The 25,692-nt window shown below is 52.0% G+C and carries 24 protein-coding genes; all 24 read left to right on the forward strand.

The genetic code is table 11. The features are described from left to right. The first annotated feature begins 42 nt into the window (after positions 1–42). The 24 genes from CJP46_RS01375 (at position 43) to CJP46_RS01485 (ending at position 25,552) form a co-directional block, all read left to right on the forward strand. Entirely contained in the window at positions 43–1,722 is a 1,680-nt protein-coding gene (locus CJP46_RS01375; RefSeq protein WP_094593820.1) for a ribonuclease J, read from the forward strand. A gap of 263 nt (positions 1,723–1,985) precedes the next feature. After that, positions 1,986–2,744 (forward strand): ClpP family protease, encoded by a 759-nt coding sequence (locus CJP46_RS01380; RefSeq protein WP_094593821.1) that lies wholly within the window; start codon positions 1,986–1,988, stop codon positions 2,742–2,744. After that, the gene (locus CJP46_RS01385) at positions 2,744–2,959 is read left to right on the forward strand and encodes a YlzJ-like family protein (RefSeq protein WP_094593822.1); all 216 of its coding nucleotides are present in this window, start codon (positions 2,744–2,746) and stop codon (positions 2,957–2,959) included. The genes CJP46_RS01380 and CJP46_RS01385 overlap by 1 nt, the downstream gene beginning before the upstream one ends. A 77-nt stretch (positions 2,960–3,036) precedes the next feature. Then, entirely contained in the window at positions 3,037–5,718 is a 2,682-nt protein-coding gene (locus CJP46_RS01390; protein WP_094593823.1) for an FtsK/SpoIIIE family DNA translocase, read from the forward strand. A 220-nt stretch (positions 5,719–5,938) separates the two neighbouring features. After that, positions 5,939–6,760, forward strand: a complete 822-nt coding sequence (sleB, locus tag CJP46_RS01395; RefSeq protein WP_094593824.1) for a spore cortex-lytic enzyme — start codon at positions 5,939–5,941, stop codon at positions 6,758–6,760. Positions 6,761–6,942: 182 nt separating this feature from the next. Next, positions 6,943–8,223: an EF-P 5-aminopentanol modification-associated protein YfmF gene (gene yfmF, locus CJP46_RS01400; protein ID WP_094593825.1), complete on the forward strand. Its 1,281-nt coding sequence runs from the start codon at positions 6,943–6,945 to the stop codon at positions 8,221–8,223. A gap of 3 nt (positions 8,224–8,226) precedes the next feature. Continuing rightward, positions 8,227–9,507 carry an EF-P 5-aminopentanol modification-associated protein YfmH gene (yfmH, locus tag CJP46_RS01405; RefSeq protein WP_094593826.1) on the forward strand — a complete coding sequence of 427 codons (1,281 nt, stop codon included), beginning with the start codon at positions 8,227–8,229 and terminating at the stop codon, positions 9,505–9,507. Then, positions 9,507–10,280 (forward strand): elongation factor P 5-aminopentanone reductase, encoded by a 774-nt coding sequence (gene ymfI, locus CJP46_RS01410; protein ID WP_179280983.1) that lies wholly within the window; start codon positions 9,507–9,509, stop codon positions 10,278–10,280. The genes yfmH and ymfI overlap by 1 nt, the downstream gene beginning before the upstream one ends. A gap of 102 nt (positions 10,281–10,382) precedes the next feature. Beyond that, positions 10,383–10,637: a DUF3243 domain-containing protein gene (locus tag CJP46_RS01415; RefSeq protein ID WP_094593827.1), complete on the forward strand. Its 255-nt coding sequence runs from the start codon at positions 10,383–10,385 to the stop codon at positions 10,635–10,637. A gap of 189 nt (positions 10,638–10,826) precedes the next feature. Then, complete coding sequence (locus tag CJP46_RS01420; protein WP_094593828.1) at positions 10,827–11,594, forward strand: DUF3388 domain-containing protein; 768 nt, start codon at positions 10,827–10,829, stop codon at positions 11,592–11,594. A gap of 25 nt (positions 11,595–11,619) precedes the next feature. Further along, positions 11,620–12,717 (forward strand): helix-turn-helix domain-containing protein, encoded by a 1,098-nt coding sequence (locus CJP46_RS01425; RefSeq protein WP_094593829.1) that lies wholly within the window; start codon positions 11,620–11,622, stop codon positions 12,715–12,717. Between the two features lie 101 nt (positions 12,718–12,818). Then, positions 12,819–12,989, forward strand: coding sequence for a hypothetical protein (locus CJP46_RS36375; RefSeq protein WP_179280985.1), 171 nt, complete (start codon positions 12,819–12,821; stop codon positions 12,987–12,989). Positions 12,990–13,226: 237 nt separating this feature from the next. Beyond that, entirely contained in the window at positions 13,227–13,718 is a 492-nt protein-coding gene (locus CJP46_RS01430; protein WP_076169539.1) for a YajQ family cyclic di-GMP-binding protein, read from the forward strand. Positions 13,719–13,973: 255 nt separating this feature from the next. Next, entirely contained in the window at positions 13,974–14,561 is a 588-nt protein-coding gene (gene pgsA / locus CJP46_RS01435; RefSeq protein ID WP_094593830.1) for a CDP-diacylglycerol--glycerol-3-phosphate 3-phosphatidyltransferase, read from the forward strand. Between the two features lie 128 nt (positions 14,562–14,689). Further along, positions 14,690–15,976, forward strand: coding sequence for a competence/damage-inducible protein A (locus CJP46_RS01440; protein ID WP_094593831.1), 1,287 nt, complete (start codon positions 14,690–14,692; stop codon positions 15,974–15,976). 332 nt (positions 15,977–16,308) lie between these two features. Next, a complete protein-coding gene (gene recA, locus CJP46_RS01445) occupies positions 16,309–17,370 on the forward strand; it encodes a recombinase RecA (RefSeq protein ID WP_094593832.1) in 1,062 nt (353 codons plus the stop codon). A gap of 132 nt (positions 17,371–17,502) precedes the next feature. Beyond that, a complete protein-coding gene (locus tag CJP46_RS01450) occupies positions 17,503–18,243 on the forward strand; it encodes a regulatory protein RecX (protein WP_094593833.1) in 741 nt (246 codons plus the stop codon). Between the two features lie 328 nt (positions 18,244–18,571). Next, entirely contained in the window at positions 18,572–20,113 is a 1,542-nt protein-coding gene (gene rny / locus CJP46_RS01455) for a ribonuclease Y (protein WP_076167981.1), read from the forward strand. A gap of 70 nt (positions 20,114–20,183) precedes the next feature. After that, the gene (locus CJP46_RS01460; protein WP_094595011.1) at positions 20,184–20,978 is read left to right on the forward strand and encodes a TIGR00282 family metallophosphoesterase; all 795 of its coding nucleotides are present in this window, start codon (positions 20,184–20,186) and stop codon (positions 20,976–20,978) included. A gap of 131 nt (positions 20,979–21,109) precedes the next feature. Next, positions 21,110–21,370, forward strand: coding sequence for a stage V sporulation protein S (locus CJP46_RS01465; RefSeq protein ID WP_006286829.1), 261 nt, complete (start codon positions 21,110–21,112; stop codon positions 21,368–21,370). A gap of 162 nt (positions 21,371–21,532) precedes the next feature. Continuing rightward, positions 21,533–22,525 carry a dipeptidase gene (locus CJP46_RS01470; RefSeq protein ID WP_094593834.1) on the forward strand — a complete coding sequence of 331 codons (993 nt, stop codon included), beginning with the start codon at positions 21,533–21,535 and terminating at the stop codon, positions 22,523–22,525. Between the two features lie 186 nt (positions 22,526–22,711). After that, on the forward strand, positions 22,712–23,284 hold the full coding sequence (gene pduL, locus CJP46_RS01475; protein WP_094593835.1) for a phosphate propanoyltransferase: 573 nt from the start codon (positions 22,712–22,714) through the stop codon (positions 23,282–23,284). Positions 23,285–23,513: 229 nt separating this feature from the next. Further along, positions 23,514–25,076 (forward strand): tRNA (N6-isopentenyl adenosine(37)-C2)-methylthiotransferase MiaB, encoded by a 1,563-nt coding sequence (miaB, locus tag CJP46_RS01480; protein WP_094593836.1) that lies wholly within the window; start codon positions 23,514–23,516, stop codon positions 25,074–25,076. A 32-nt stretch (positions 25,077–25,108) separates the two neighbouring features. Then, positions 25,109–25,552, forward strand: coding sequence for a YlbF/YmcA family competence regulator (locus tag CJP46_RS01485; RefSeq protein ID WP_094593837.1), 444 nt, complete (start codon positions 25,109–25,111; stop codon positions 25,550–25,552). Positions 25,553–25,692 lie beyond the last annotated feature (140 nt).

Genomic DNA, 25,692 nt, shown 5'->3' on the forward strand with positions numbered 1-25,692 from the left:
TAAATGGTACGACGTCCAAAACCATAGGAGGGTTAGATTCATTTGTCTAAAAAAAATAATAACGATAAATTGGCGATTTTTGCGTTGGGCGGCGTCGGTGAAATCGGAAAAAACATGTATGTCATCCAATACGGCAATGACATCGTAGTCGTAGATGCCGGATTGAAGTTTCCAGAGGAGGACATGCTCGGGATCGATATCGTCATCCCCGATATTTCCTACCTGACGGAGAATCGTGACAAGGTGAGAGGCATTTTGCTGACGCACGGACACGAAGACCACATCGGTGGATTGCCTTACGTGCTGAAGCATCTGAACGTTCCCGTATACGGAACCAAGCTGACGCTTGGTCTGGTGGAGAACAAGCTGAAGGAAGCCAATCTCCTTGGCGAAACGAAGCGGATTCTGATTCACGAAGATTCCGAAGTAGCGCTCGGCTCTACGCTGAAAGCGACGTTCTTCAGAACCAACCACAGTATTCCGGATTCGGTGGGGATTTGCATTTCAACGCCGGAAGGCAACGTGGTTCATACAGGCGACTTCAAGTTCGACCATACGCCGGTAAACGGACAATATGCGAACTTGCAGCGGATGGCCGCTATTGGAGAAGAAGGCGTTTTGGCGCTTCTGTCGGATAGTACCAATGCCGAGAAACCGGGCTTCACACCATCGGAGAAAAACGTGGGTGTCGTCCTTGAAGACATTTTCCGGAAATCATCCCAGCGCGTAGTTATTGCTACATTTGCTTCGAATGTTCACCGGATTCAACAGGTGGTTAATGCAGCGGAATCCACGGGACGGAAAATTACCGTCATCGGACGCAGCATGGTAAACGTCGTTTCCATCGCTTCCGAGCTTGGATACCTTCACGTGCCGGACGGCATGCTGATCGAGCCTGAAGAAGTCAACAAAATGGCCGCCGACCGCGTTGTCGTATTGTGCACAGGCAGCCAGGGAGAGCCGATGTCCGCTTTGACGCGGATGGCCCGCTCCACGCACCGCAAGGTTGACATTCTGCCAGGTGATACCGTTATCATTGCTGCAACTCCGGTACCGGGAAATGAGAAATATGTCGGCCGTACGATCGATGAGCTGTTCCGTCTCGGAGCAGACGTGATCTACAGCGGCTCGAACTCCGGAGTGCACGTATCGGGTCACGGTAGCCAAGAAGAACTGAAGCTGATGCTGAATTTAATGAAGCCGAAATTCTTCATCCCGATTCACGGCGAATACCGCATGCAGCGCCGTCACGCACTGCTGGCCGAGTCCGTCGGCGTGGATCCGGACAATATCTTTATCACCGATATCGGCGAAATTGTTGAAATCCAGAATGGATCCGCCCGTAAAGCCGGTAAAGTCACGGCTGGTAACGTGCTGATTGACGGATTGGGCGTTGGAGATGTTGGCAACATCGTTCTCCGCGACCGTAAGCTGCTGTCGCAGGACGGAATTCTGGTTGTAGTCGTTACGCTGAGCAAACAAGACGGCACGATTATGTCCGGTCCGGACATTATCTCAAGAGGATTTGTATACGTTCGCGAATCAGAAGGACTTCTGGATGAAGCGAACCGCATTGTTTCCAGTACACTGCAGAAATTGATGAGTGAAAATGTAAATGAGTGGGCTTCCTTGAAGACAGGCGTGAAGGATGCGCTCGGCCGGTTCCTCTATGAGCAGACCCGCCGCAGACCGATGATTCTGCCGATCATTATGGAAGTATAATCAATTGAATAAACCAGCGTCTTGAACAGCACACAGTCGCCCCCTTTCCGCAGGCAATATTGGACGGTTTCCTGCGGAAGGGGGCTTTTTGTCGTTATGTAATTTGTGTTTTTCCGTGTTTCGGGAAGTGCTTGATTATACAGTTATACAGCAAAGTGATAGCTCCACGGATGTGGGGTTATTTTTTTCGGAATAATTCATGTCTTTCCTCCGCCATACTACAATGACAGGAAATTATATGGTTAGGAAAGGACGAGGACATCATGACACAAAATACACGTCGCGCTCCGATGAGCGAAACGGAGGCGCCGGAACAGACTCCTGCCGGGAACCCGGAACCAACGGCTCTGGATACGTTGAAGCAGCTGGGACAAATGAACGTGCCTTCAGGGACCGAGTCAAACATCTTTTGCCTAACGATCATCGGGCAAATCGAAGGACATCTTGTCCTTCCGCCGCAGAACAAAACGACGAAATACGAGCACATTATTCCCCAGCTGGTCGCTGCGGAACAGAGCAAGCAGGTGGATGGAATGCTGATCATCCTCAATACGGTAGGCGGTGACGTGGAAGCCGGACTGGCCATCGCCGAAATGATCACGTCCCTGACCAAGCCTACCGTCACCGTCGTCGTTGGGGGAGGCCACAGCATCGGTGTGCCGATCGCCGTAGCTTCGACGTACTCTATCATCGCCGAGAGCGCCACCATGACCATTCATCCGATCCGCCTGAACGGACTTGTCATCGGTGTGCCGCAGACGTTTGAATATATGGAGAAAATGCAGGAGCGCGTCGTCCGCTTTGTCACTTCCCATTCCCGAATTACAGAAGAACGGTTTAAGGAATTAATGTTCCGCACCGGAGAGCTGAACCGGGACATCGGAACGGCGGTGGGCGGGCTGGACGCTGTCAAATATGGCTTGATGGACGAAGTAGGAGGCATCGGCCAGGCGCTGGCTAAGCTGAACAAGCTGATCGATGAGCGTAAACAACCGGTTGAGGCGGAGGGGATCACACAGTGATGCTTCATACGATTATGCCGCTTGATGCAGTGTGGGAGGAAGGCTTCACCCCTGTCCAAACCGCGGATGTGAGGCTGCAGGGCGTCCTGATGGAGGTCAAGCCGCTTGATGCGGGCCGGGCCGAAATCGTCCGGCTGCTCGACTGCCCGCTTGAATCGTACCTCAACCCGGCGTTCGCTCCAGGACAGGTAATACGCTACATTCCGACACTGTAAAATGGACCTTTAGCAGCAGAAACAGAACATAGGTGCCCACGGTATTATATGGTATAATATTGACCGGGGGTGACATTTTGGCTAAACGAAGAAAGAAGAAGAAGGCAGTACTGACCAATGTGCTGAAATACGAAATATACGGAATTATATTGATCACCCTTTCCGTTATCGCCTTATCCGGTGAAGCAACGGTAGGGTGGTCATTATCCAAAATGTTCGGACTGCTGTTAGGGCGGTTTTATTTTGTGATCCCCCTGGTGGGAATCTACTTGGGCCTCAGCGTCATGATTCAGCGAAAATGGCCGAAACGGTGGAATACCCGGAGGAGCGGGATTCTGCTGTTGGTACTGGCCTTGGTACTTATGAGCAGCATTTCTTCATTGGAAAAGAAACTGGGTCCGGTGGGCGCATTGAGCACCGGGAACATCTTATCTCAGGTACATACGGACTTGCAGGGAACGCTGCTGTCTTCATCGGCTCGCGGCGACCACTCCATGCTGAATAAGGACATCAGCGGCGGCTACATCGGCGCGATCGAGTTTGCAGCGCTGTATTGGCTGTTCGGGACCTTGGGTTCCAAGCTGATGATGATCGTCATGTTTATTATCAGCTTTATGCTGATTACGAATCTATCGTATGTCGATCTGATGCGGATCTTCCGCAGCAGGCTGGTGAAGGCCGGGGAAAACGTTCAGAAGCGGATGGACAACCGCCGTCAATTGGCTCAAGCATCTTCCAAACGGACCTCATCAAGACAGAAGAAGCCGCAGCCGCTGCCGGCTGATGAGGATGAAGACGAATTGGATGAAGATTTCGTGCCGCCAAAACCAAAACGGAGCGCCCCGGTGTTCTTCCAACTGTTCGGCAGCAAGTTTGCCAAGAACGAAGTGCAGCCCCCGCTCGATGATGATCAGCTGGATGGCAGCGACATTCTGGAACCGGTCCGGGAGACCCGCGCCGAAGCGGACGTGCGGTTCAGCCAGATGACCGAGCCGGAGGATAGCGGAGCTTTCGAATTGCATGAAGAGCCTTGGGTGCAGCCGAAGCGGAACGAATCTTCGCCGATCATCCGCGACTTTTTTGAGCATGTGAATTCCGAAGGCAACGCCGATCCGGAGGATGCCGATGAAGCATATGCCGGAGCTGCCGGGACTGCCGGGACCTCTATTCCGGCTGTAGGCAGCGGCGCGGACGTTCATGAGGACAACGCGAATATGCAGGAAGGCGGTGCGGCGGCATCCCCTGCCAACCTCCAGGGAGAGGCCGTGGGAAGTCCGGCTGAGCCTGAAGAGGCGCTTGAGCTTGCGATGACACCGCCTGCTCCTCCGCCGAAGCCGTACAAGCTCCCGCCGTTCAGACTGCTCGCCAAGCCGCAGAACGGCGGCAAGCCCGGCGACCAGAACGATTACAAGCAAACCGCCCGCAAACTGGAGGCGACGATGGAGAGCTTCGGCGTGCGAGCCAAAGTGCTTGAGGTGGTTCGCGGTCCAGCGGTGACGCGGTACGAAATCCAGCCGGATATCGGCGTGAAGGTCAGCCGGATTGTCGGACTGACGGACGATATCGCGCTGGCTTTGGCCGCGAAGGACATCCGGATGGAGGCGCCGATCCCGGGCAAATCGGCTATCGGTATCGAGGTGCCGAATAATGAGGTTTCTTTGGTCACGATGCGCGAAGTCATGGAAACACCGGTCTTCCAAGACGCCCAGTCGAAGCTGTCGATCGCCTTCGGCCGGGATATTTCGGGGCAAACGATCGTCGGCAATTTAGCGAAAATGCCCCATTTGCTCGTAGCCGGTGCCACCGGTTCCGGTAAATCGGTCTGCATTAACGGTATCATAACGAGCATCCTGTATAAGGCTAAGCCGGATGAAGTAAAATTTCTGATGGTCGACCCGAAGATGGTCGAGCTTAACGTGTATAACGGCATACCGCATTTGATGGCGCCTGTCGTGACCGATCCGAAGCGAGCTTCCCTGGCGCTGAAGAAGATCGTGGTCGAGATGGAGAAGCGCTATGAGCTGTTTTCCAAATCCAGCACGCGCAACATTGAAGGCTATAACAACCTGATGAAGGACAATCCGGCAGCGGTGCTTCCTTATATCGTGGTCATTGTCGACGAGCTTGCCGACCTGATGATGGTTGCTGCGCATGACGTCGAGGAAGCGATCACCCGCCTCGCCCAAATGGCGCGGGCCGCGGGTATTCACTTGATCATCGCCACCCAGCGGCCGTCGGTTGACGTCATTACAGGTGTCATTAAGGCGAATATCCCGTCGCGAATCGCTTTCGGGGTATCGTCCCAGGTCGACTCGCGTACGATTCTCGACATGGCGGGCGCCGAGAAGCTGCTGGGCCGCGGGGATATGCTCTTCATGCCGATGGGAGCATCCAAGCCGATCCGTGTGCAAGGGGCTTTTATGACCGATCAGGAAGTCGAGATCATCGTCAATTATGTCCGTGATCAAGGTGAAGCCAAATACGATGAAAGCCTCGTTCCCGAGGTTGAGGAAACGTCGCAGGATGCCGACGACCAACTGGACGAGTTGTACGATCAGGCCGTTCAGATCGTGCTTGAATCCAAACAGGCATCCGTATCGCTGCTGCAGCGCCGAATGCGGGTGGGGTATACCCGTGCAGCCCGCTTGATCGACTCGATGGAAGCGCGGGGAATTATTGGACCTTACGAGGGAAGCAAACCACGCGAGGTGCTTGTTTCTCTGGAGCAGTATCAGCAGCAGAACCGCATCAGCTCATAATCCGGTAATTATTGCCGGAGGTGCTATATCTTACTGGAAGGCCTCTCATGATCATTCGTGAGGGGCCTTTTTCCTGTAATTCGCAGGGGATTACACTTGAAAATTGCTTTCCTAAGGTACACATTCTTTCTCTTGGGCAGGGCGTATAGGAAATGGAGCCTGTTGTCATAATAACCGTAGCCATCCTGTCAAACCCACAAGAGAAAGGTAGAGCTAACCCATGAAAAACGCAAAATTATGGATCATCATCGGTTTGGTGTTTCTATTGTCTGCTGCGGTATATGCAGGTGTAAGACCCCATACGGATTCCAATGCTTCGTCCAAAGCGGCGGTGGAGCCTGTGGAACAGACCATACCTACATTCGGATCAACGGTTTTGAAGTATGGATCCTCAGGCCAGGATGTGTATGAACTGCAGGGGCGCCTGAAGTTTTTGGGCTTTTATAACGGAAAAATTGACGGACAATACGGATGGACAACGCTGAAATCCGTCAAATGGTTCCAGTCCGAATTCGGGATGAAGGTGGACGGAACGGTCGGGGCCAAAACGAAGCTGAAGCTGTATAACGCCACCAAAAACTGGCAGCCGTCCGCAGCCGAATCCGGGAATGCCGCCGGAAAGCAAGCCAGCACAGGCAATCAGAAAAACACCAGCGAACCGATGGCCTCAGCCAACACGATGGGCCTGTCCGAAAACGATCTGAAAATTATGGCTAATGCGGTGTATGGCGAATCCCGCGGCGAGCCGTTTGAAGGACAAGTTGCCGTTGCGGCGGTCATTCTGAACCGGGTCAAATCACCGAGCTTTCCGAATACGCCCCACGGCGTCATTTTTCAGCCAGGCGCGTTCACGGCGGTAGCCGACGGCCAGATTTATCTGACTCCGAACGAAACGTCCCGCAAGGCGGTGCAGCAGGCGTTAAACGGTTGGGATCCGACAGGCGGGTGCCTGTACTATTTTAATCCCAAAACGGCCACCTCGAAATGGATCTGGTCCCGGCCACAAGTGTTGACGATCGGGCAGCATATTTTCTGCATGTAATTTGGATTGAACGTAAGTTTGGCGCTATAACTTCGTTCATTCCATGCAGCAGGTTGTGCACGAGGGAAAACAGCAACCGGAGGGTTTGTCTTCGGTTGCTTCTTCACTTTCTAATGGTATAGAATGGAACTTAATCGAAAGCGTGACGCTTTATAAATTCATGGCTAAAGGAGTTTTGGACCTTGAATACAACTGTTTTTCAACATGGAAACGCCAAGCGGATCCGGATTCACGTTCTGCCGACGAAACGCTTTAAGACGTTTGCAATTTCGCTGTATGCGGGAATTCCGCTTGCGGAGGACACAGTAACACCTACGGCCCTGACTCCTTTTGTGCTCCGCCGGGGTACCGCTACATATCCGGAGACCCGCCAGTTCCGCGAGCAGCTGGAACAAATGTACGGGGCCGGCTTCGGTTTTGATGTGTATAAAAGAGGCAACTATCAGATGGTGCACTTCCGGATGGACACGATCAACGATTCATTCGTAAAGAGCCAGGAGAGCCTGCTGGCATCCTCATTCGCTTTCCTTGGCGAAGTGGTGACGCGTCCCGTTCTGGAGGGCGGCCATTTCCGCAGTTCTTACGTTCAGGCGGAGAAAGAGAATGTCCGTAAGAAGCTCGAATCCATCGTCAACGATAAGATTCGCTACGCCTCCGAGCGCTGTATCGAGGAGATGTGCCGCAACGAGCCTTACCGTCTTCACTCGCTCGGACAGCGTCAGGACCTAGAGAAAATTACGCCGGTGAGCCTGCACGACGGGTACCGCAAATGGCTGAGCGAAGCCAGCATGGACCTTTACGTGGTAGGGGATACCACGCTGGAGGAAGTGGAGAAGCACGTCAACGCGCATTTCGATCTGGGTTCGGAACCGGGAATTACGTATACGACTGAGCCGCCGGTGCGCCAGTCTGGCGAGCCGCGTACTGTAGTGGAGAAGATGGAAGTGAGCCAGGGCAAGCTGAACCTGGGAATGCGTACTTCCATTACCTATGGTGATGATCAATATGCAGCAGCATTAATGTATAACGGCATTTTGGGCGGATATCCGCATTCCAAGCTGTTTATGAACGTACGGGAAAAGGCGAGCCTCGCCTACTACTGTTCTTCCCGTTATGACGGGCATAAGGGGATCGGGACGATCCAGTCCGGCATAGAAGTTCAGAACTATGAAAAGGCGCTCGATATCATCAAGCGCCAGCTCGACGAAATGCGCTCCGGCCGCATTACCGATTTGGAAATGTCGCAGACGAAGGCGATGATCCGCAATCTGCTCCTTGAAATTGAGGATTCGGCCTTTGAAATGATCGCTTATGACTTTAACCGCCAATTCTCCGGGAAAGACCGGTCAAGAGAAGAGCTGCTGCAGCAGGTGGAAGATATTCAAGTCGCGGATGTTCAGGCGGCCGCGTCGACTTTTGATTTGGATACGATTTATTTTCTGAAGGGTCAGAAGGAGGAATAGCCGGTGGAAAAACTTCAGTATGACAATTTGCAGGAGACTCTATATTATGAAGTGATGGATAACGGCCTTCACGTCTATGTGCTACCGAAGCCGGGTTTCCAGAAAACCTATGCAACGTTTGCCACCAAATATGGTTCAGTCGACAACCATTTCCGGGTGGAGGGGCAGGACGAAGTTTCGGTTCCGGACGGAATCGCCCATTTCCTGGAGCATAAAATGTTTGAGGAGCCAGAAGGCGACATTTTCGCCACTTTCGCCTCTCACGGCGCATCGGCCAACGCGTTTACAAGCTTTGACCAGACGGTGTATCTCTTTTCAGCGACCGAACATATTCCTGAGAATCTGGAAACGCTCGTTAACTTTGTGCAAAATCCTTATTTCACCGACCAGAACGTCGACAAGGAGAAGGGGATCATCGGGCAGGAAATCAACATGTATCAGGATAACGCGGACTGGCGCGTGTACTTTGGACTGATCGAAGCGATGTATAAAATCCATCCGGTGCATATCGATATTGCCGGCACGGTGGAATCCATCAGTACGATTACGAAGGAGACGCTGTATACCTGCTACAACGCCTTTTATCATCCGAGCAACATGCTGCTGTTTGTTGTCGGTGGGGTGAAGCCCGAAGAAGTGTTTGATCTCGTCCGCAGCAACCAGGCGAAGAAGGATTATCCGCCTCAGGGGAAAATCGAGCGCATCTTCGAGCCGGAAACGGTCCGTGTCGCCGAGAAACGCCTGGTCAACAAGCTGCAGGTATCCATGCCGAAATGCTTGTTCGGCTTTAAGGAAAAAGAAGTGGGGCTGACCGGCAAGGAACTGCTGAAGCGCGACCTGACCACGAAGCTTATGCTCGACCTGCTGTTCGGATCGAGTACGGAGCTGTATCAAAAGCTGTACGACGAGGACCTGATCTCCGACAGCTTCTCGCATGAATACAGCAGTTCTCCGCAGTATGCCTTTTCAGCGGCGGGCGGCGACACCCCCGATCCCGATCAGCTTCTTGCCCGGATTCGCGAAGAGGTCGACGGCCTTCTGGCATCCGGCTTCAAGGAGGAAGATTTCGAGCGCGCCCGCAAGAAAAAAATCGGCGGTTACCTGCGCATGCTGAACTCTCCGGAAAATATTGCGCATGAATTTACCCGCTACCAATTCCGCGGCGGCGACTTTTTCAACGTGATTCAGGAGTATGAGTCCATTACGCTTAGCGATGTAAACCAACGCCTGAAAGAGCATGTGGATTGGGAGCAGCTGGCGGTATCGGTCGTGGTGAATCCTTAATGCAGCATATGGGAGAGGAGAGCCTACAAAAGCCGATCGGAGAGACGACGGTGCTCATCACCGGGGCGAGCCGCGGCATCGGCGCCGCCATCGCCGAGCGCTTTGCCTCGGTAGGGATGAATGTGGTGATCCACTACGGTTCGTCACACGAAGCCGCCAATGACGTGGCCCGGCGCTGCATGCAGTCCGGAGCCAGGGTCATGACGGTCTCCGCCGATTTGAGGGACAAAGACCAGATTCTTCGCATGCGCGACAAACTGGATACCCATGGTTTAATGCCGGACATTCTGGTAAACAACGCCGGAGTATCGCACTACGGCCTTCTTTCGGACGTGACCGAGGAAGAATGGGACCAAGTGATGTCCGTAAATTTAAAAGGCATGTTTCTCTGTACGCAAGCTTTTATGCCGTATATGATTTCCCAGCGTAGCGGCCGGATTATCAATATATCCTCGGTCTGGGGCATTTCGGGCGCTTCCTGCGAGGTGCTGTATTCGACCACCAAGGGCGGGATTAACGCTTTTACCAAAGCGCTGGCCAAAGAGCTTGGCCCTTCCGGTGTCACGGTGAACGCGGTGGCACCGGGCGCGGTGGATACCGAGATGCTGAACCATTTGGATGCTGAGGAAAAAAGAATGCTCGAGGATGAAATTCCGGCCGGCCGCCTGGCCAGACCCGACGAAATTTCGTCCCTCGTTTATTTTCTCGCTCTGCCCGAATCCGGCTATATCAACGGTCAGGTAATAAGCCCCAACGGTGGATGGATTACCTGATGCGTCAGGCGGTTTTCCCTGCATAGGCGCGCCCCAAACAGGTTATATTACAACTGTTGATTTCAAATCTCATGCGCCACAGCAAAGGGAGGACTTATCAATATGTCAACAGTAGTGAAGAACTTTGATGCCTGGAAGAAGTTCCTTGGGGAACGCGTCGCGCAAGCCGAAAAACTGGGGATGAGCGAAGATACCATTTCCAAGCTGGCTTACGAGATCGGTGATTTTCTCGAAGAGAAAGTCGATCCGTCTAACGCTTCCAACCGTGCGCTGAAGGAGCTGTGGGAAGTGGGCAACCGCGAAGAACGTCAAACGATTGCCCGGCTGATGGTTAAATTAGCCAAGAAAAACGCTTAGCTTTAGGAAAAAGCCCCCAATTGGGGGCTTTTCTCTAATGTTTACAGAGTTGACCTTGTTTTTCATATGTATTTTATATATCATTAACGTGACCCATGAAATAAAGGTGATTTTTTGGAAGCCTCACCCGCAAGGGTTGCAGGTTTATTTTATTGGAAGACATGGGAAAAGGTCAGATGGGGTGTCGAAGTGGAAGCGAAACAATGGTATATGGAATATAAGATACATAAGAACCGTCCGGGTCTGCTCGGGGATATCGCATCCCTGCTCGGTATGCTGGAGGTTAACATATTGACGATTAACGGGGTCGAAGGCAAAACGCGGGGAATGCTGCTGGAAACCGATGACCACGAGAAAATCGAATTGATGGGTGCCATGCTGAAAAAGGTCGACAGCATTACGGTCTCCGCGCTGCGGACGCCGAAGCTTGTCGATATTTTGGCTGTGCGCCATGGCCGGTACATCGACCGCGATTCCGATGACCGCAAAACTTTCCGTTTTACGCGTGACGAACTTGGATTACTCGTTGACTTTTTGGGTGAAATATTTAAGAAGGAAGGAAATCAGGTGATCGGGCTTCGCGGGATGCCCCGGGTAGGCAAAACCGAATCCATCATTGCGGGCAGCGTATGCGCCATGAAACGCTGGACATTCGTATCCTCGACGCTGCTGCGCCAGACGGTCCGGAGCCAGCTCTCCGAGGACGAAATGAACCGGAACAACGTGTTTATCATCGACGGAATCGTGAGTACGATCCGCTCCAACGAGCGCCACTACAATCTCCTGCAGGATATCATGTCCATGCCGAGCACAAAAGTGATCGAGCATCCCGATATTTTCGTGCAGGAATCCGAGTATACGTACGATCATTTCGATATCATTATCGAACTGCGCAACAATCCGAACGAGGAAATTATTTATGACACTTTCACAAGCACATACAACGACGATCTGTAAGTAATTTGATGAGGAGGTGATGGTGTTGTCTGAACTGGGTCAACAATTAAAAGAAGCCAGACTGCAGAAGGGCATGAGCCTGGATGACGTGCAGGAAATGACAAAAATCCGCAAAAGATACTTGGAAGCCATCGAAGCAGGGGATTACAAAGTGCTCCCCGGCAGTTTTTATGTGAGGGCTTTTATTAAAACATATGCCGAAACGGTGGGACTCGATCCCGACGTTCTGCTCGAAGGCCACAAGAAAGAAGCTCCTCCGGAGCCGGAAGCGACCATGGAGCCGGTCATTCAGAAGCGGTCCAGCAGCCGCTCCTCGTCGCCGGAACGGAACGTGAAATGGCTGTCGACCGTGCTGATGTGGACGTTCCCGATTCTGATCATTGTCGTCATTTATTTGTATGCGAACAACGCAAGTTCGCCAAAGAAAGACAACAGCATCGATTCGTCCAAGGTTACGGAGCAGCAGGATTCGACAACGGCGCAAAATCAAGACCCGCCTGCTACAACCACGCCGCCTGATAATACCACCAACCCAGGTGATAACGGCGGCAAGGACAATACCGGGAACTCGGATACGACCACGGATAACACGAACACCGACAGCGGAAATACCGGAGGCAAGGACACCACCACACCGCCGGATCAAGGCAGCACGGATCCTTCAGGAAATGGTACAGACACTTCGGGAACCGGTACGGACTCGACGGATACGACGAACCAAGGCAGCCAAGGCGTGACCGTAACGCAGGACGGCAAGAAGGGGAAGAACACCATCTTTAAGGTGGCCGCGGCCCAAGGTACGCCGGTTCAAGTCGAAATCAAGGCGACGGGCAAGAGCTGGCTTGAAGTGTACAAAGGCGAAAATACTTCCGGCGAGAAGCTTTCCTACGGCAATACGAAGGAGGGGGATACGCTGACGTTTACGCTGGATTCTTCCGGCATGTACATTAAATCGGGGTATTCTCCCGCAACGACGATTACGGTAGCAGGGCAGACCGTGGAAGACGGCAAATCGACTTCCCGCATTCTGCTGAAGCTGGATGACGCTGGCGGTACTTCGACCGGTACGGATCAGGCGACAGGTGATTCCTCCGGCAATGAATCGGATAGCAGCAACGGTTAAGCGATGGGACAGGCCACGCTGAATAATGCCATACACTACAGGGGACAATAGAGCTAGCTTTAAGTCCTTCTTATTCCGGAAAGAAATGAGGTGTATGGGTTATGACAGTCAGCTGGATCTGCACGATCGTGGGGATTATCGTCAGCCTGCTCGGTTATTACCTCACTCCCAGCGCTTGGGGGTACGGCATTCTGGGATTTGGACTGGCCTGGATCGTATTGGGCATCTTGGATATGTTCCGCCAGCCAACCCGGGACCGCAGCCGATCGTAAGATAAGGGACATTCCCGGGGAGCTATTAACCGGCGGATGTCTTTTTTTTTTGAGTCTTTGAGTCCCACATGTATTGCCCGCTAAGACTTCCGTTAACCGCGGCCTGTCATCTGGTGAAGCACACCGACTGTCGGTGGGATCGCATCCGTGAACGTAAGGAACGCTGTTTAGGATTAGACTTGTCCCGGTTAATTTCATATAATATGACATGAAAAGGAACGGAAAGGGCGTGTAATGATGAGTTCGGAAAATTCATTCGACATTGTTTCCAAATTGGATTTTCAGGAAATGATCAACGCGATCAACCAAACCGAGCGGGAAATCGAAACCCGGTTTGATTTTAAAGGGAGCAAGAGCAGCCTGAAGCTCGAGAAGGAAACTCTGGTCATCACCTCCGATGACGAGTATAAGCTGAATGCGGTGATCGATATTTTGCAATCCAAAATGATCAAGCGCGGCCTGTCGCTCAAAAACGTGGATTACGGCAAGGTCGAGCCGGCTTCGATGGGAACCGTACGCCAGCGGATTACCCTGAAACAGGGAATCGATCAGGACAATGCCAAGAAAATCAACGTGCTGATCCGCGACTCCAAGCTGAAGGTCAAAAGCCAAATTCAAGGCGACCAGATTCGGGTGACCGGAAAAAGCAAAAACGACCTGCAGGCAGTGATGCAATTGCTCCGCAAGGCGGATCTGCCGCTGGACCTGCAGTTTACTAATCTGAAGTAATGCGGGCGCATGCCGCACGGCATACGGGCAAGAAGGGGATCTTACTCCTCTTTTGACAGTGTATAAATTGATATATTATACTGTAACTTGTCCCGCTAGTTTGCGGGGGTTGCCGGCATGCCTCAAGCTGTGCCTGCTGCCTTCAAGTAGAGGATTCATACATAATGGATGGTCTGAGTGCATGTTTATTCATTTTCGGACTGCCGTGCATGTGAATGTCGTTTCTTAGTTTGATTTATCCGGGGAGGGTTTACAGTGAATCTGCCCAACCGTATTACCATTACAAGAATTTGTTTGATTCCGGTCATGATGGTGTTTCTTCTGGTCGACTTCAAGTTCTATCCGGAGCCGATTACCTGGAATTCATTCGAGCTGCCGTACAATCAGCTGATCGCTGTAATTATTTTTATTCTGGCAGCAAGCACCGACGGTATAGACGGTTATTTGGCGCGCAAAAACAACTTGGTTACAAATCTCGGGAAGCTGCTGGACCCGCTGGCCGACAAGCTGCTCATTACAGCAGTGCTGGTTTCACTCGTTGAAATGGGAAAATGCGACTCCTGGATCGCCGTGGTCATTATCAGCCGCGAGTTCGCCGTTACCGGCCTGCGCCAGATTGCGCTGCTCGACGGGTCTGTCGTGGCGGCCAGCAAATGGGGCAAAGTGAAAACAGTCGTTCAGATTATCGCCCTCGTGGCGCTTCTGATCAACAACTTCCCGTTCGAGATGATCGGCCTGCCATTTGATGATATTGCGATTTGGGCAGCGGCCTTGATCACGATTTACTCAGGGATCGATTATTTCGTCAAAAACAAAAAACTGCTTCAGCTTTCCAATGTGTAGGGCAATAGGGATATCCTATTGCTTTTTCTTTCCACCAAACGCGGTGGTACGGTCAGGCTAAAAACGTGTAAAGTGTTCATTATAGGTATATCCACTCTACTTTACGATAACAGGGAGGCCAATCAAGGATGAAAGCAGAAATCATTGCAGTCGGTACGGAGCTGCTGCTCGGACAAATCGTAAATACCAATGCACAGTATTTGTCGCAGGAGCTCGCGGCTATGGGAATAGACGTCTATTACCAGACGGTCGTAGGTGACAATGCCACGCGGCTTCAGGGCGCAATCGAGCTTGCTTCGCAGCGCGGCGATATCCTGATCCTGACCGGGGGCATCGGCCCAACCCAGGATGACCTCACCAAGGATGCCCTGGCCGCGCATGTCGGCCGCTCCCTGCATATAGACCGGTTGGCGATGGATCAAATCGAAAGATTCTTTGCAGGACGCGGAATCGACATGACCGAGAACAACCGCCGTCAGGCGCTTGTCATCGACGGCAGCACGCCTCTCCCGAATGAAACGGGATTGGCCGTGGGGGTGGCGCTAGCCCAGGATGATAACTACTATATCGTTCTGCCCGGTCCTCCGAAAGAGATGAAGCCGATGTTCGACCAGCAGGCGAAGCCGTGGCTCCTTCAGCATGCCCTGACTGACGAAATGCCGATTTACTCCAAAATGCTCAAGTTTGCCGGCATCGGCGAATCGCTGCTGGAAGACCGGCTTCTCGACCTGATCGACGGACAGACCGATCCGACGATCGCTCCTTATGCGAAGGAGGGCGAAGTGACCGTCCGTATCTCCACCAAAGCGCCCACCGAGCAAGAAGCCATGGAGAAGCTGAACGCGATGCAGGGTCAAATTCATAACCGGCTCGCGGACCATATGTACGCCAGCATGGACGTGCCGATCGAGCGGATCATCGTCGACATGATGGCGGACCAGGGGCTTACCCTGAGCGCCGCTGAGAGCTGTACGGGAGGCATGCTGATGGAGAGCGTTACTTCCATTCCGGGCAGCGCCACCATGTTCGTGGGAGGGGTTGTGTGCTACTCCAACGAAATGAAGGAGAAGCTGCTGCATGTTCCACATGCGCTGCTGGAGGGGGATGACGCTCCGGGGGCGGTAAGCGAGGAAGTGGCTGAGGTGCTTGCCGAGAACGTCCGGATGATCACGGACAGCGACTTTGGTTTATCCGTCACCGGGGTGGCGGGCCCGGGTTATTCCGAGCGCAAACCGGTCGGCCTTGTGTACGTCGGGATCGCCCAGCGCGGCCAGAAGACCGAAGTGTTTGAGCTGAAGCTGAACGGCAACCGCGAGACGATTCGGGTCCGTTCGGTCAAAACGCTGCTGTACCGTTTGTGGCGCAGACTGGTATCCACCGACCAGGCCACGGTGCCATCCAAGGACCGGGTTTGAGTTGTGCGGCCGTCTTTCAGGCGGTATAATATAACCATACGGAAGAACCGTGCAAAATGAGTTTGCCGCGGTTCTTTTTCTTATGATCAGGGAAGGGTGGAAGCCTGTTCCAGTTCGAACACGCGCTATCCGATCATCAAAGAAGAACAAGCGCCGACAGGTGACCCGGCATTTGGCGGGACTTCCTTACGGCGGTTGGTTTGAGGCACGGCGGCATGATGATGGGAGGAGAATGTCCGGCAAAAAAAACGAATGTATGTTCGAAAAAATGCTTGGCAAACGTTCCAAAACAAGGTATCATAATAATATAAACGGTGAAGGATGTGAGTTTATTGTCAGATCGTCGTGCTGCGCTTGAAATGGCGCTTCGTCAAATAGAGAAACAATTCGGTAAAGGTTCAATCATGAAACTCGGTGAGTCGACACACATGCAGGTGGAAGTCGTTCCCAGCGGCTCCCTGGCTCTAGATATAGCACTTGGTATTGGCGGACTTCCAAGAGGCCGCGTTGTTGAAGTATATGGACCGGAATCCTCCGGTAAGACGACGGTGGCCCTCCATGCCATCGCCGAAGTACAGAGAGTCGGTGGACAAGCTGCTTTTATCGATGCGGAGCATGCGCTTGATCCGTCGTATGCTAATAAGTTAGGTGTCAACATCGACGAACTGCTTCTGTCTCAACCGGATACGGGTGAGCAGGCGTTGGAAATTGCGGAAGCCCTCGTACGCAGCGGCGCCGTTGACATTATCGTCGTGGACTCGGTTGCGGCGCTCGTGCCGAAAGCGGAAATCGAAGGCGAGATGGGTGATTCCCACGTGGGTCTGCAGGCCCGTCTGATGTCCCAGGCACTGCGTAAGCTGTCCGGTGCGATTGCGAAGTCGAAGACGATCGCGATCTTTATCAACCAGCTGCGTGAGAAAGTCGGAGTAATGTTCGGCAATCCGGAGACGACTCCCGGCGGCCGTGCCCTGAAGTTCTATTCTTCCGTTCGTCTGGATGTTCGCCGTATTGAGAGCATCAAGATGGGCAATGATGTAGTGGGTAACCGCACACGGATCAAGGTGGTCAAGAACAAGGTGGCTCCTCCGTTCAAGCAGGCGGAAATCGACATCATGTACGGCGAAGGCATTTCCAAGGAAGGCAGCATTATCGATATCGGTACGGAATTGGATATCGTAAATAAGAGCGGTGCCTGGTACTCCTATGAAGGCGAGCGCCTGGGTCAAGGCCGTGAGAATGCGAAGCAGTTCCTGAAAGAAAATAAGCCCATTTCGGAAACGATCGAGAACAAGATTCGTGAAGCAAGCAATTTGACTACGACGGTGAACGCGCCGACCGCGGAAGAAGCGGAGGCCGAGCAACGCGAAGAACAGGAACTGCTCGAGCTGGAGTAGTCGTTTGAAGTCGTATGATGAATAGAGACTATAATGAGGACGCTCCGTGATGACCTGTCACTGAGCGTCTTTTTTCATAGTAGAGAGTGCTTCTATAGGGGGCCGCGATCACGACAACGGGATGTGAAATAGATGCGAGAAGGAAATAGCCATGAAAACCAGGAAGGGCAAGGAACCCATGATGGACTTGCCGGGTTTCCGGACAATGAAACCCTCTTGATCACAGAAATAGAGCGACAGGCCAAGCCGAGAGGACGCTATTTGATATCGTTTGGCCCGTATACTCTCTCGGTGCATGAAGACGTCCTTGTGAAGTTCCGAATGGTCAAGGGGAACGCCTTTACCAAGCAGGAGCTGGAGGAAATCGTCGTAGCGGATGAGCGGCAGCAGGCCTATGTTGAAGGCTTAAAGGCGCTGGAACGGAAGCCGCGGACACGCAAGGAAATTGAAATGAAGCTGCAGCAGAAAGGAATCGAAGCGGGATCGATTGAATATGCGCTGAGCCGGCTGAAGGCCGAAAGACTGGTGGATGACGAGAGCTACGCTAGGCAGTGGGCACAGCAGCGTATTAGGAACCACCGCAAAGGCAAGGCTTGGATCAGACAGGAGCTTCAGCAGAAAGGCGTCGATAAGTCGATTATTTCGGAGGCGCTGGCAGAAGTTAGCTCAGATCAGGAATTCGAAGGAGCCCTGGCTGCCGGCCGAAAGAAATGGAACCAGACGAAAGGCGAGGCTGCCGACCGCAAACGCAAAACAGGGGCATATTTGATGAGACGGGGATACTCCGGCGAGCAGGTTCGAAAGGTCATCAATCAACTTCTCCGGGAGGATGCTTATCCAGAGGAAGATGAGGAATATTTTTCTTTCGACTGAGGAAGAAGTTGACACAATATGAAATGCCCTCTCTTGACAATATCTTTTCACAAATACTAAAATGAATATGAATCTATTCCTGTAAAAAGTTCTTTTTCCCTTCCAAAAAAAGGCTTTTTATGAAGGATTCTAATTTCTCTCCAATTCATATGAACACCCCGTCTTATCACGCACCTTGGGTATGCACGGGTTTTGTACATGCTCCTTCATCAGGTCGTGTGCAGATGGAAAATGATTGTACGAAGTACGTATGATGAATTGAAATGAATGGACAACTGTAGAAGATCCCAAGGAATACCTTGGAGGAACCAACGAGGAGGTGAACTGAATGCCTATATGGCTATGGGTCGTTCTCGTTGTTGCCGCATTGTTCTTGGGGTTCGTGATTGGATATTTTATTCGCAAATCTCTTGCAGAGGCTAAAATTTCTAGTGCTGAAGAAGCTGCTGTACAAATCGTGGAAAACGCGCGTAAGGAAGCAGAAGCACTGAAGAAGGAAACGGTACTGGAGGCTAAAGACGAAGTACACAGAATCCGGACCGAAGCTGAAAAAGACACTCGTGAGCGTCGAAATGAAATTCAACGGCAGGAAAGACGATTGTTGCAAAAAGAAGAGTCGCTGGATAAAAAAATTGAATCGCTTGAACGTAAAGAAGAGCAAGTGGCCAACAAGGAGAAACGCATCGAAGAGACTCAACAGCAGATCGATTTGATTTACAAGAGCCAGGTCACTGAACTGGAACGCATTTCCAGTTTGACCATGGAAGACGCACGAAGCATTATTTTAAGCAATGTAGAGCAGGAAGTTCGCCATGAAACCGCTCAAATGATTAAAGATATTGAGCAGCAGGCGAAAGAAGAAGCTGACAAGAAATCCCGTGAAATCGTAACGCTCGCCATTCAGCGCTGCGCTGCAGATCATGTGGCGGAGACCACCGTATCTGTGGTAACGCTGCCGAATGAGGAGATGAAAGGCCGGATTATCGGACGTGAAGGCCGGAACATCCGTGCACTGGAAACTCTGACCGGTATTGACCTCATTATCGATGATACGCCTGAAGCTGTAATTTTGTCGGGGTTTGATCCGATCCGCCGGGAAATTGCCCGGACGGCCTTGGAGAAATTGGTAGCAGACGGACGTATTCATCCCGCTCGGATTGAAGAGATGGTGGAGAAATCCCGTAAAGAGGTTGACGAGCGGATTCGCGAGTATGGCGAACAAGCGACGTTTGAAGTGGGCGTACATGGACTGCATCCGGATTTGATCAAAATTTTGGGACGGCTCAAGTTCCGCACAAGTTATGGTCAGAACGTGCTGAAGCACTCCATGGAAGTGGCTTATCTGTCCGGTCTGATGGCCGGAGAGCTCGGCGAGGATATCGTATTGGCCAAGCGTGCAGGCTTGCTGCACGACATCGGTAAAGCGCTGGATCATGAAGTGGAAGGCTCACATGTTGAAATCGGCGTGGAGCTGGCCAAGAAATACAAGGAACATCCGGTGGTTATCAACAGTATCGCATCCCACCACGGTGATGTAGAGGCAACTTCAGTCATCGCAATGCTGGTTGGCGCAGCCGACGCCTTGTCTGCTGCAAGACCGGGAGCGCGTCGCGAAACGCTCGAAACGTATATCAAACGTTTGGAGAAGCTGGAGGAAATCTCCGAATCGTTCGAAGGCGTCGAGAAATCGTTCGCGATTCAGGCAGGACGCGAGGTCCGCGTCATGGTACAGCCTGAGAAGATCGACGATGCCGAAGCATTCCGACTGGCTCGGGATATTACGAAGACGATTGAGAATGAACTGGATTATCCGGGACATATCAAAGTGACGGTCATCCGCGAGACACGCGCGGTTGAATACGCGAAATAATGTAAATGATGAAAAGTGGCCGCTTTGGGGGCCACTTTTCATATTTGTTCATCATAAGGAGGAGACCAACATTAACGTATTATTTATTGGAGATATCGTAGGCAGTGTAGGCAGAACGGCGCTCAAAGCGATGCTGCCGTCGTTAAAAACGAAGTACAACCCCCATATCATCATTGCAAACGGCGAGAATGCCGCTTCCGGCAGAGGCATCACGCAGTCGATCGTCAAAGACCTTTTCGATTGGGGGGTTCATGGGATTACGATGGGCAACCACACATGGGACAACAAGGAGATCTTCGACTTTATCGACGATGAGCCGCGCATGGTAAGACCGGCAAATTTCCCTCCAGGAACGCCGGGACTGGGGCATACGATCATTAAAGCGAACGGTAAAGAGCTGGCCATCGTGAATTTGCAGGGACGTACGTTTCTGCCGGCCATCGACTGCCCGTTTCGGGCCAGCGACGAGATCGTCGACCAGCTCCGCAAGAAGCATAAGCATATTTTGGTCGATTTTCATGCCGAAGCCACATCCGAAAAAATCGCCATGGGTTGGCATCTGGACGGCCGTGCTTCCATTGTCGTAGGAACACATACCCATGTACAGAGCAATGATGATACTATTTTACCGAACGGAACGGCCTATCTCACGGATGCCGGCATGGTTGGTCCCAGAGAGGGAATTTTGGGCATGGAACGCGAAGCGGTTCTCCGTAAATTCAAAACGCAGCTGCCGGTCCGCTTCCAGGTCGACAACGGAAAATGGCACTTCCACGGCGTATTTGTCCAGCTGGACGATGCAACCGGAAAGGCGCTGAAAATGGAAAAAATCAGGATTCTCGAAGACGATTGGATCATGGATTGACCGAGTTTTCCTCTGAGACTATTGGCGGATTTATGGCTGAAAAATTGTCAGAAAGAAGGAATTATTTCCGCACTCCCGAATAACATCTAGTAAGTGGAAGCTTATCATCATTCCCAGGGGAGGTACTTACCATGGAAGTATTAAAAGTTTCAGCAAAGTCCAATCCAAATTCTGTTGCCGGTGCTCTGGCAGGCGTGCTTCGTGAACGCGGGGCCGCTGAACTGCAAGCCATCGGAGCAGGCGCACTCAATCAAGCGATTAAAGCGGTAGCCATTGCCCGGGGATTTGTAGCACCCAGCGGAGTTGACTTGATTTGTATTCCAGCCTTTACGGATATCGTTATTGACGGGGAAGACCGGACGGCGATCAAGCTGATCGTAGAGCCCAGATAAGGGATAAGGCATGATATGCCACCATTTGATGAAACCTGTTTATTGATATAAGCTGAATGAAGCCGGATTAGAGGTGCTCGGTGAGTACCCGGACTTTGATTCAGTTTATATGGGATAGACAGGTTTTTTTGCTTGCGTACCGCGGAAAGGAGAGGCATAAGCATGAAAATTCCGGTGGTGGATGATCACTGTGACGTGTTAAGCAAAATGGTAAAGGATAAAGGCATCACCTTTGCGGACGATCCGAGGCTGGATGTGACCTACAAGCGTCTGCAGGAAGGAGGGGTGGCCCTGCAAACCTTTGCCATCTTTCTTTCCGAAGGGCGGGGGATCCCCCGCTTCGAGCATATATTGGATCAGATTGACGTGTTTACCTCACGTGTCGTTCCCGCGCAGGAAGGCGTCCGTTGGATGAAATGGAGAGAAGACGCAGTTTCGCTTGAACATGCCGTGAAGGCGGTACAGTCACCGCTTCAAAGCCATGCCATTCAGCCGTGGGGGCTTCTGTCTGTGGAAGGCGCCGACGGATTCGAGGGCAGCTTGTTTTATGTAAAAGTGTGCTATGACCTGGGCGTCAGGTTCCTCGGAATAACGTGGAATCATGCGAACTGGGCCGCCGACGGCGTTATGGAGAAGCGCAAAGGAGGCTTTACTGAAAAAGGAAAACAGCTAATTGAGCTGTGCAATGAAACCGGTTTGCTGCTGGACGTGTCCCATTTATCGGTGGCAGGGTTTTGGGAGCTGGCGGAACGGTCGAAGCGGCCGTTTATCGCTTCGCACTCCAATGCCCAGGCGATATGCCCGCATCCACGCAACCTGAACGATGAACAGATTCGGGCGATCGCAGCGATGAACGGGCGGATCGGGATTACGTTTGTGCCGTATTTTGTAAAAGAGGGACCAGGACCGGTCGTTCCTGCGGACATTCTCCCCCATATTGAACGGATGTGCGAGCTTGGGGCGGGAAATATACTTATGTTCGGCTCTGATTTCGATGGAATCGAGACTTGGATTCAAGGCCTGGAGCATCCCGGACGGTATCCGGCGTTTATTGATCTGCTGCTTGCCCGCTATCCTGAGGAAATGGTAAAAGGCTGGATGTCCGGCCATGCGCTCTCTTTTCTAAGCAAACATCTTCCTGCCAAACCGGTTTGATTCAGGCAGGCATAAAACCATGTTTTGGTAATATGAAGCAGACATTTTGACAATCTTGTTGCAGAATGCCAGGAAATGAATGAAAGTTGGAATGAAAGCGGTGACGTCTTTTTCTTTTTTGGGTAAAAGGATGTATAATGAGGCTGGCCTGTACAGAACATAGAGAAAATTTAAGGAGTGATCCACGTGAGTAAAACTGTACCTGTAGGCGTGTCCGCACGACATATCCATCTTACCCAAGAACATATTGAAGCTTTATTCGGTCAAGGCTATCAGCTGACTGAATTTAAACCGCTATCCCAACCCGGACAATTTGCCGCAAATGAAACGGTGGCCGTCATCGGTTCAAAGGGTCAATTTGATAAGGTTAGAATATTGGGGCCTGCCCGTCCGGCAAGCCAGCTGGAAATTTCCCGTACGGATTCTTTCGCCATCGGCATTAAAGCTCCGGTCCGCGAGTCCGGAAATATTGAAGGAACCCCAGGCATTAAGGTCAAAGGCCCGCAAGGCGAGATCGAACTGGAGAAGGGCGTTATCGTTGCAGCACGTCATATCCATTTTCATACAAGCGATGCGGAAGCGTGGGGCATTGCCGACAAGCAGCAGCTCAAGGTTCGCATAGGCGGCGAGCGCGGTCTGGTGTTTGAGAACGTCATTGCGCGCGTATCCGATTCGTTTGCGCTCGACATGCACATCGATACGGACGAAGCCAACGCAGCTGGCGCCAAAACCGGAGATACGGCTGAAATTGTTGACTAAAAGCGATTGACCGGCCGGCTGGCCTGTAGAACGGGGGAGAATTCCCTCGTTTTTTTGTTGTTTAACAAATCACATGCTGCATGGCGGTGTCTCCCCAAACAACGATTGGGTCATGCTTATACATAGATGGAAGTCCCGGCAATCAGTAGATATGCCATTAGGTTCATGCTATAATTTATTAGAATGTCGTTTAACAGGGGTTCCCTGGATTAAAGGAGTGGTCAACAGCATGGCAAAGGAAACGAAGGATTACTCCAAATATTTTGATTTCTCCGATGCCAAGGTTCTGTCAGAGGACGAATTCGGGAAGACGATCCGGATCAAGGGCCGTGAGATTCATATTATTTCGGAGCCTAACCATAGACAAAGCAAGAAACGGCGCAAGGAAGACGTTCAAGTGCTGTATGAGAACACGGTGCCGCAAGAGCTTCAAGGGATTGGAGCAGGCAAGCATTATATCGTATACACGTTCGGCTGCCAGATGAACGAGCATGATTCCGAGACGATCAAGGGCATGCTGGAGATGATGGGCTACACCGCTACTGAAGATCGCAAGGAAGCGGATATCATTCTGCTGAACACGTGCGCCATCCGTGAGAACGCGGAAGATAAAGTATTCGGCGAGCTCGGTCATCTCAAGCACCTGAAGACCGAGAAGCCCGATATGCTGCTAGGCGTATGCGGTTGCATGTCGCAGGAGGAAGGCGTCGTCAACCGGATCATGCAGAAGCACGGCTTCGTGGACATGATCTTCGGTACGCACAATATTCACCGGCTGCCGATGCTCATTAAGGAAGCGTTATTCAGCAAAGAGATGGTCGTGGAAGTGTGGTCCAAGGAAGGCGACATCATTGAGAACCTGCCGAAGAAGCGCGAGGGACTGCGGGCGTGGGTCAACATTATGTACGGCTGCGACAAGTTCTGTACATATTGCATCGTTCCGTTTACCCGGGGCAAAGAGCGTTCCCGCCGTCCGGAAGACGTGATCGCCGAGGTCCGCGATTTGGCGCGCCAAGGCTTCAAGGAGATTACCCTTCTCGGTCAGAACGTGAACGCTTACGGCAAAGATTTTGCCGATATCCGGTACTCGTTCGCCGACCTGATGGACGATATCCGCAAGATTGACATCCCGCGCGTCCGGTTTACGACGTCACATCCACGGGATTTCGACGATCATCTGGTAGAGGTCCTCGGCAAAGGAGGCAACCTTGTCGAGCATATTCACCTGCCGGTACAGTCAGGCAATAGCGAAATCCTCAAAATTATGGGCCGGAAGTATACCCGCGAAATTTACCTGGAGCTGGTTGGCAAGCTGAAGGCGACTGTGCCGGGCCTGGTACTGACGACCGACATCATCGTCGGCTTCCCGGGCGAAACCGAAGAGCAGTTCGGGGATACGCTGAGCCTGGTGCGCGAGGTCGGCTTTGACTCGGCGTACACGTTTATCTATTCCCCTCGGGAAGGAACGCCGGCGGCCGTCATGGAAGACAATGTGTCCATGGAAGTGAAGAGAGAGCGCCTGCAGCGTCTCAACAGAACGATTGAGGAATACAGCCGCAAGAGCCATGAAAATCTTCGCGGGCAGATCGTCGAGGTGCTGGTGGAAGGAGAGAGCAAAAATAACGCCGCCATCCTGGCGGGAAGAACTCGCACCAGCAAGCTCGTCCATTTTGAAGGCAGCAAGGAATTGATCGGCAGCTTCGTAAACGTTAAAATTACGGATGCGATGACTTGGTACATCAAAGGAGAAGTCGTGGATGTGCCGTCGGCACAGGCAGCGGTAACTCAGTAAATTCCATAACAGAATAGGGGTATTGAACCGAGATGGAGAAGGGTCATATCAATAAATACGGCATGATGTCTTATGATACGAAGGATCTTGTGATCCGCGACGATATTATGTCGAAGGCCAAAGAACTGGCCGGGCTGATTTCCGGAAGTGAAGAAGTGCAGCAATTTCAGAAAGCGGAGGAGAAAATCCGCAATCATGAGCGCGTACAGAGCCTGATTTCCACGATCAAGAAGAAACAGAAAGAAATCGTTGCCTTCGAATCTTTCCAAAATGCAGAAATGGTTGCCAAAATCGAGAAGGAAATCGAAGTGCTGCAGGACGAAATCGATGGGATTCCACTCGTGAATGAGTTTCAGCAAAGCCAAAGCGATATTAACTATTTGCTGCAGCTGGTCATTTCCGTCATCCATGATACGGTGTCGGAAAAGGTCAACGTGGAAGCGGGAACGGAAGCGCCTCCTTCCAACTGCGGCTAACCTTTACAAGGCTGCGGACGAGACGTCCGCGCCTTTTTTTCAAATGCAGATCGCATGGCTTTCGTGGTTTCGCTGAGTACCTGAATAACATCGGAGCGAAGGCCCCACGCCGTGGGGTTCTTTTTCGTCATCGGGAAACA

It is taken from the genome of Paenibacillus sp. XY044, from assembly GCF_002257645.1.
GTDB lineage: Bacteria > Bacillota > Bacilli > Paenibacillales > Paenibacillaceae > Paenibacillus_AQ.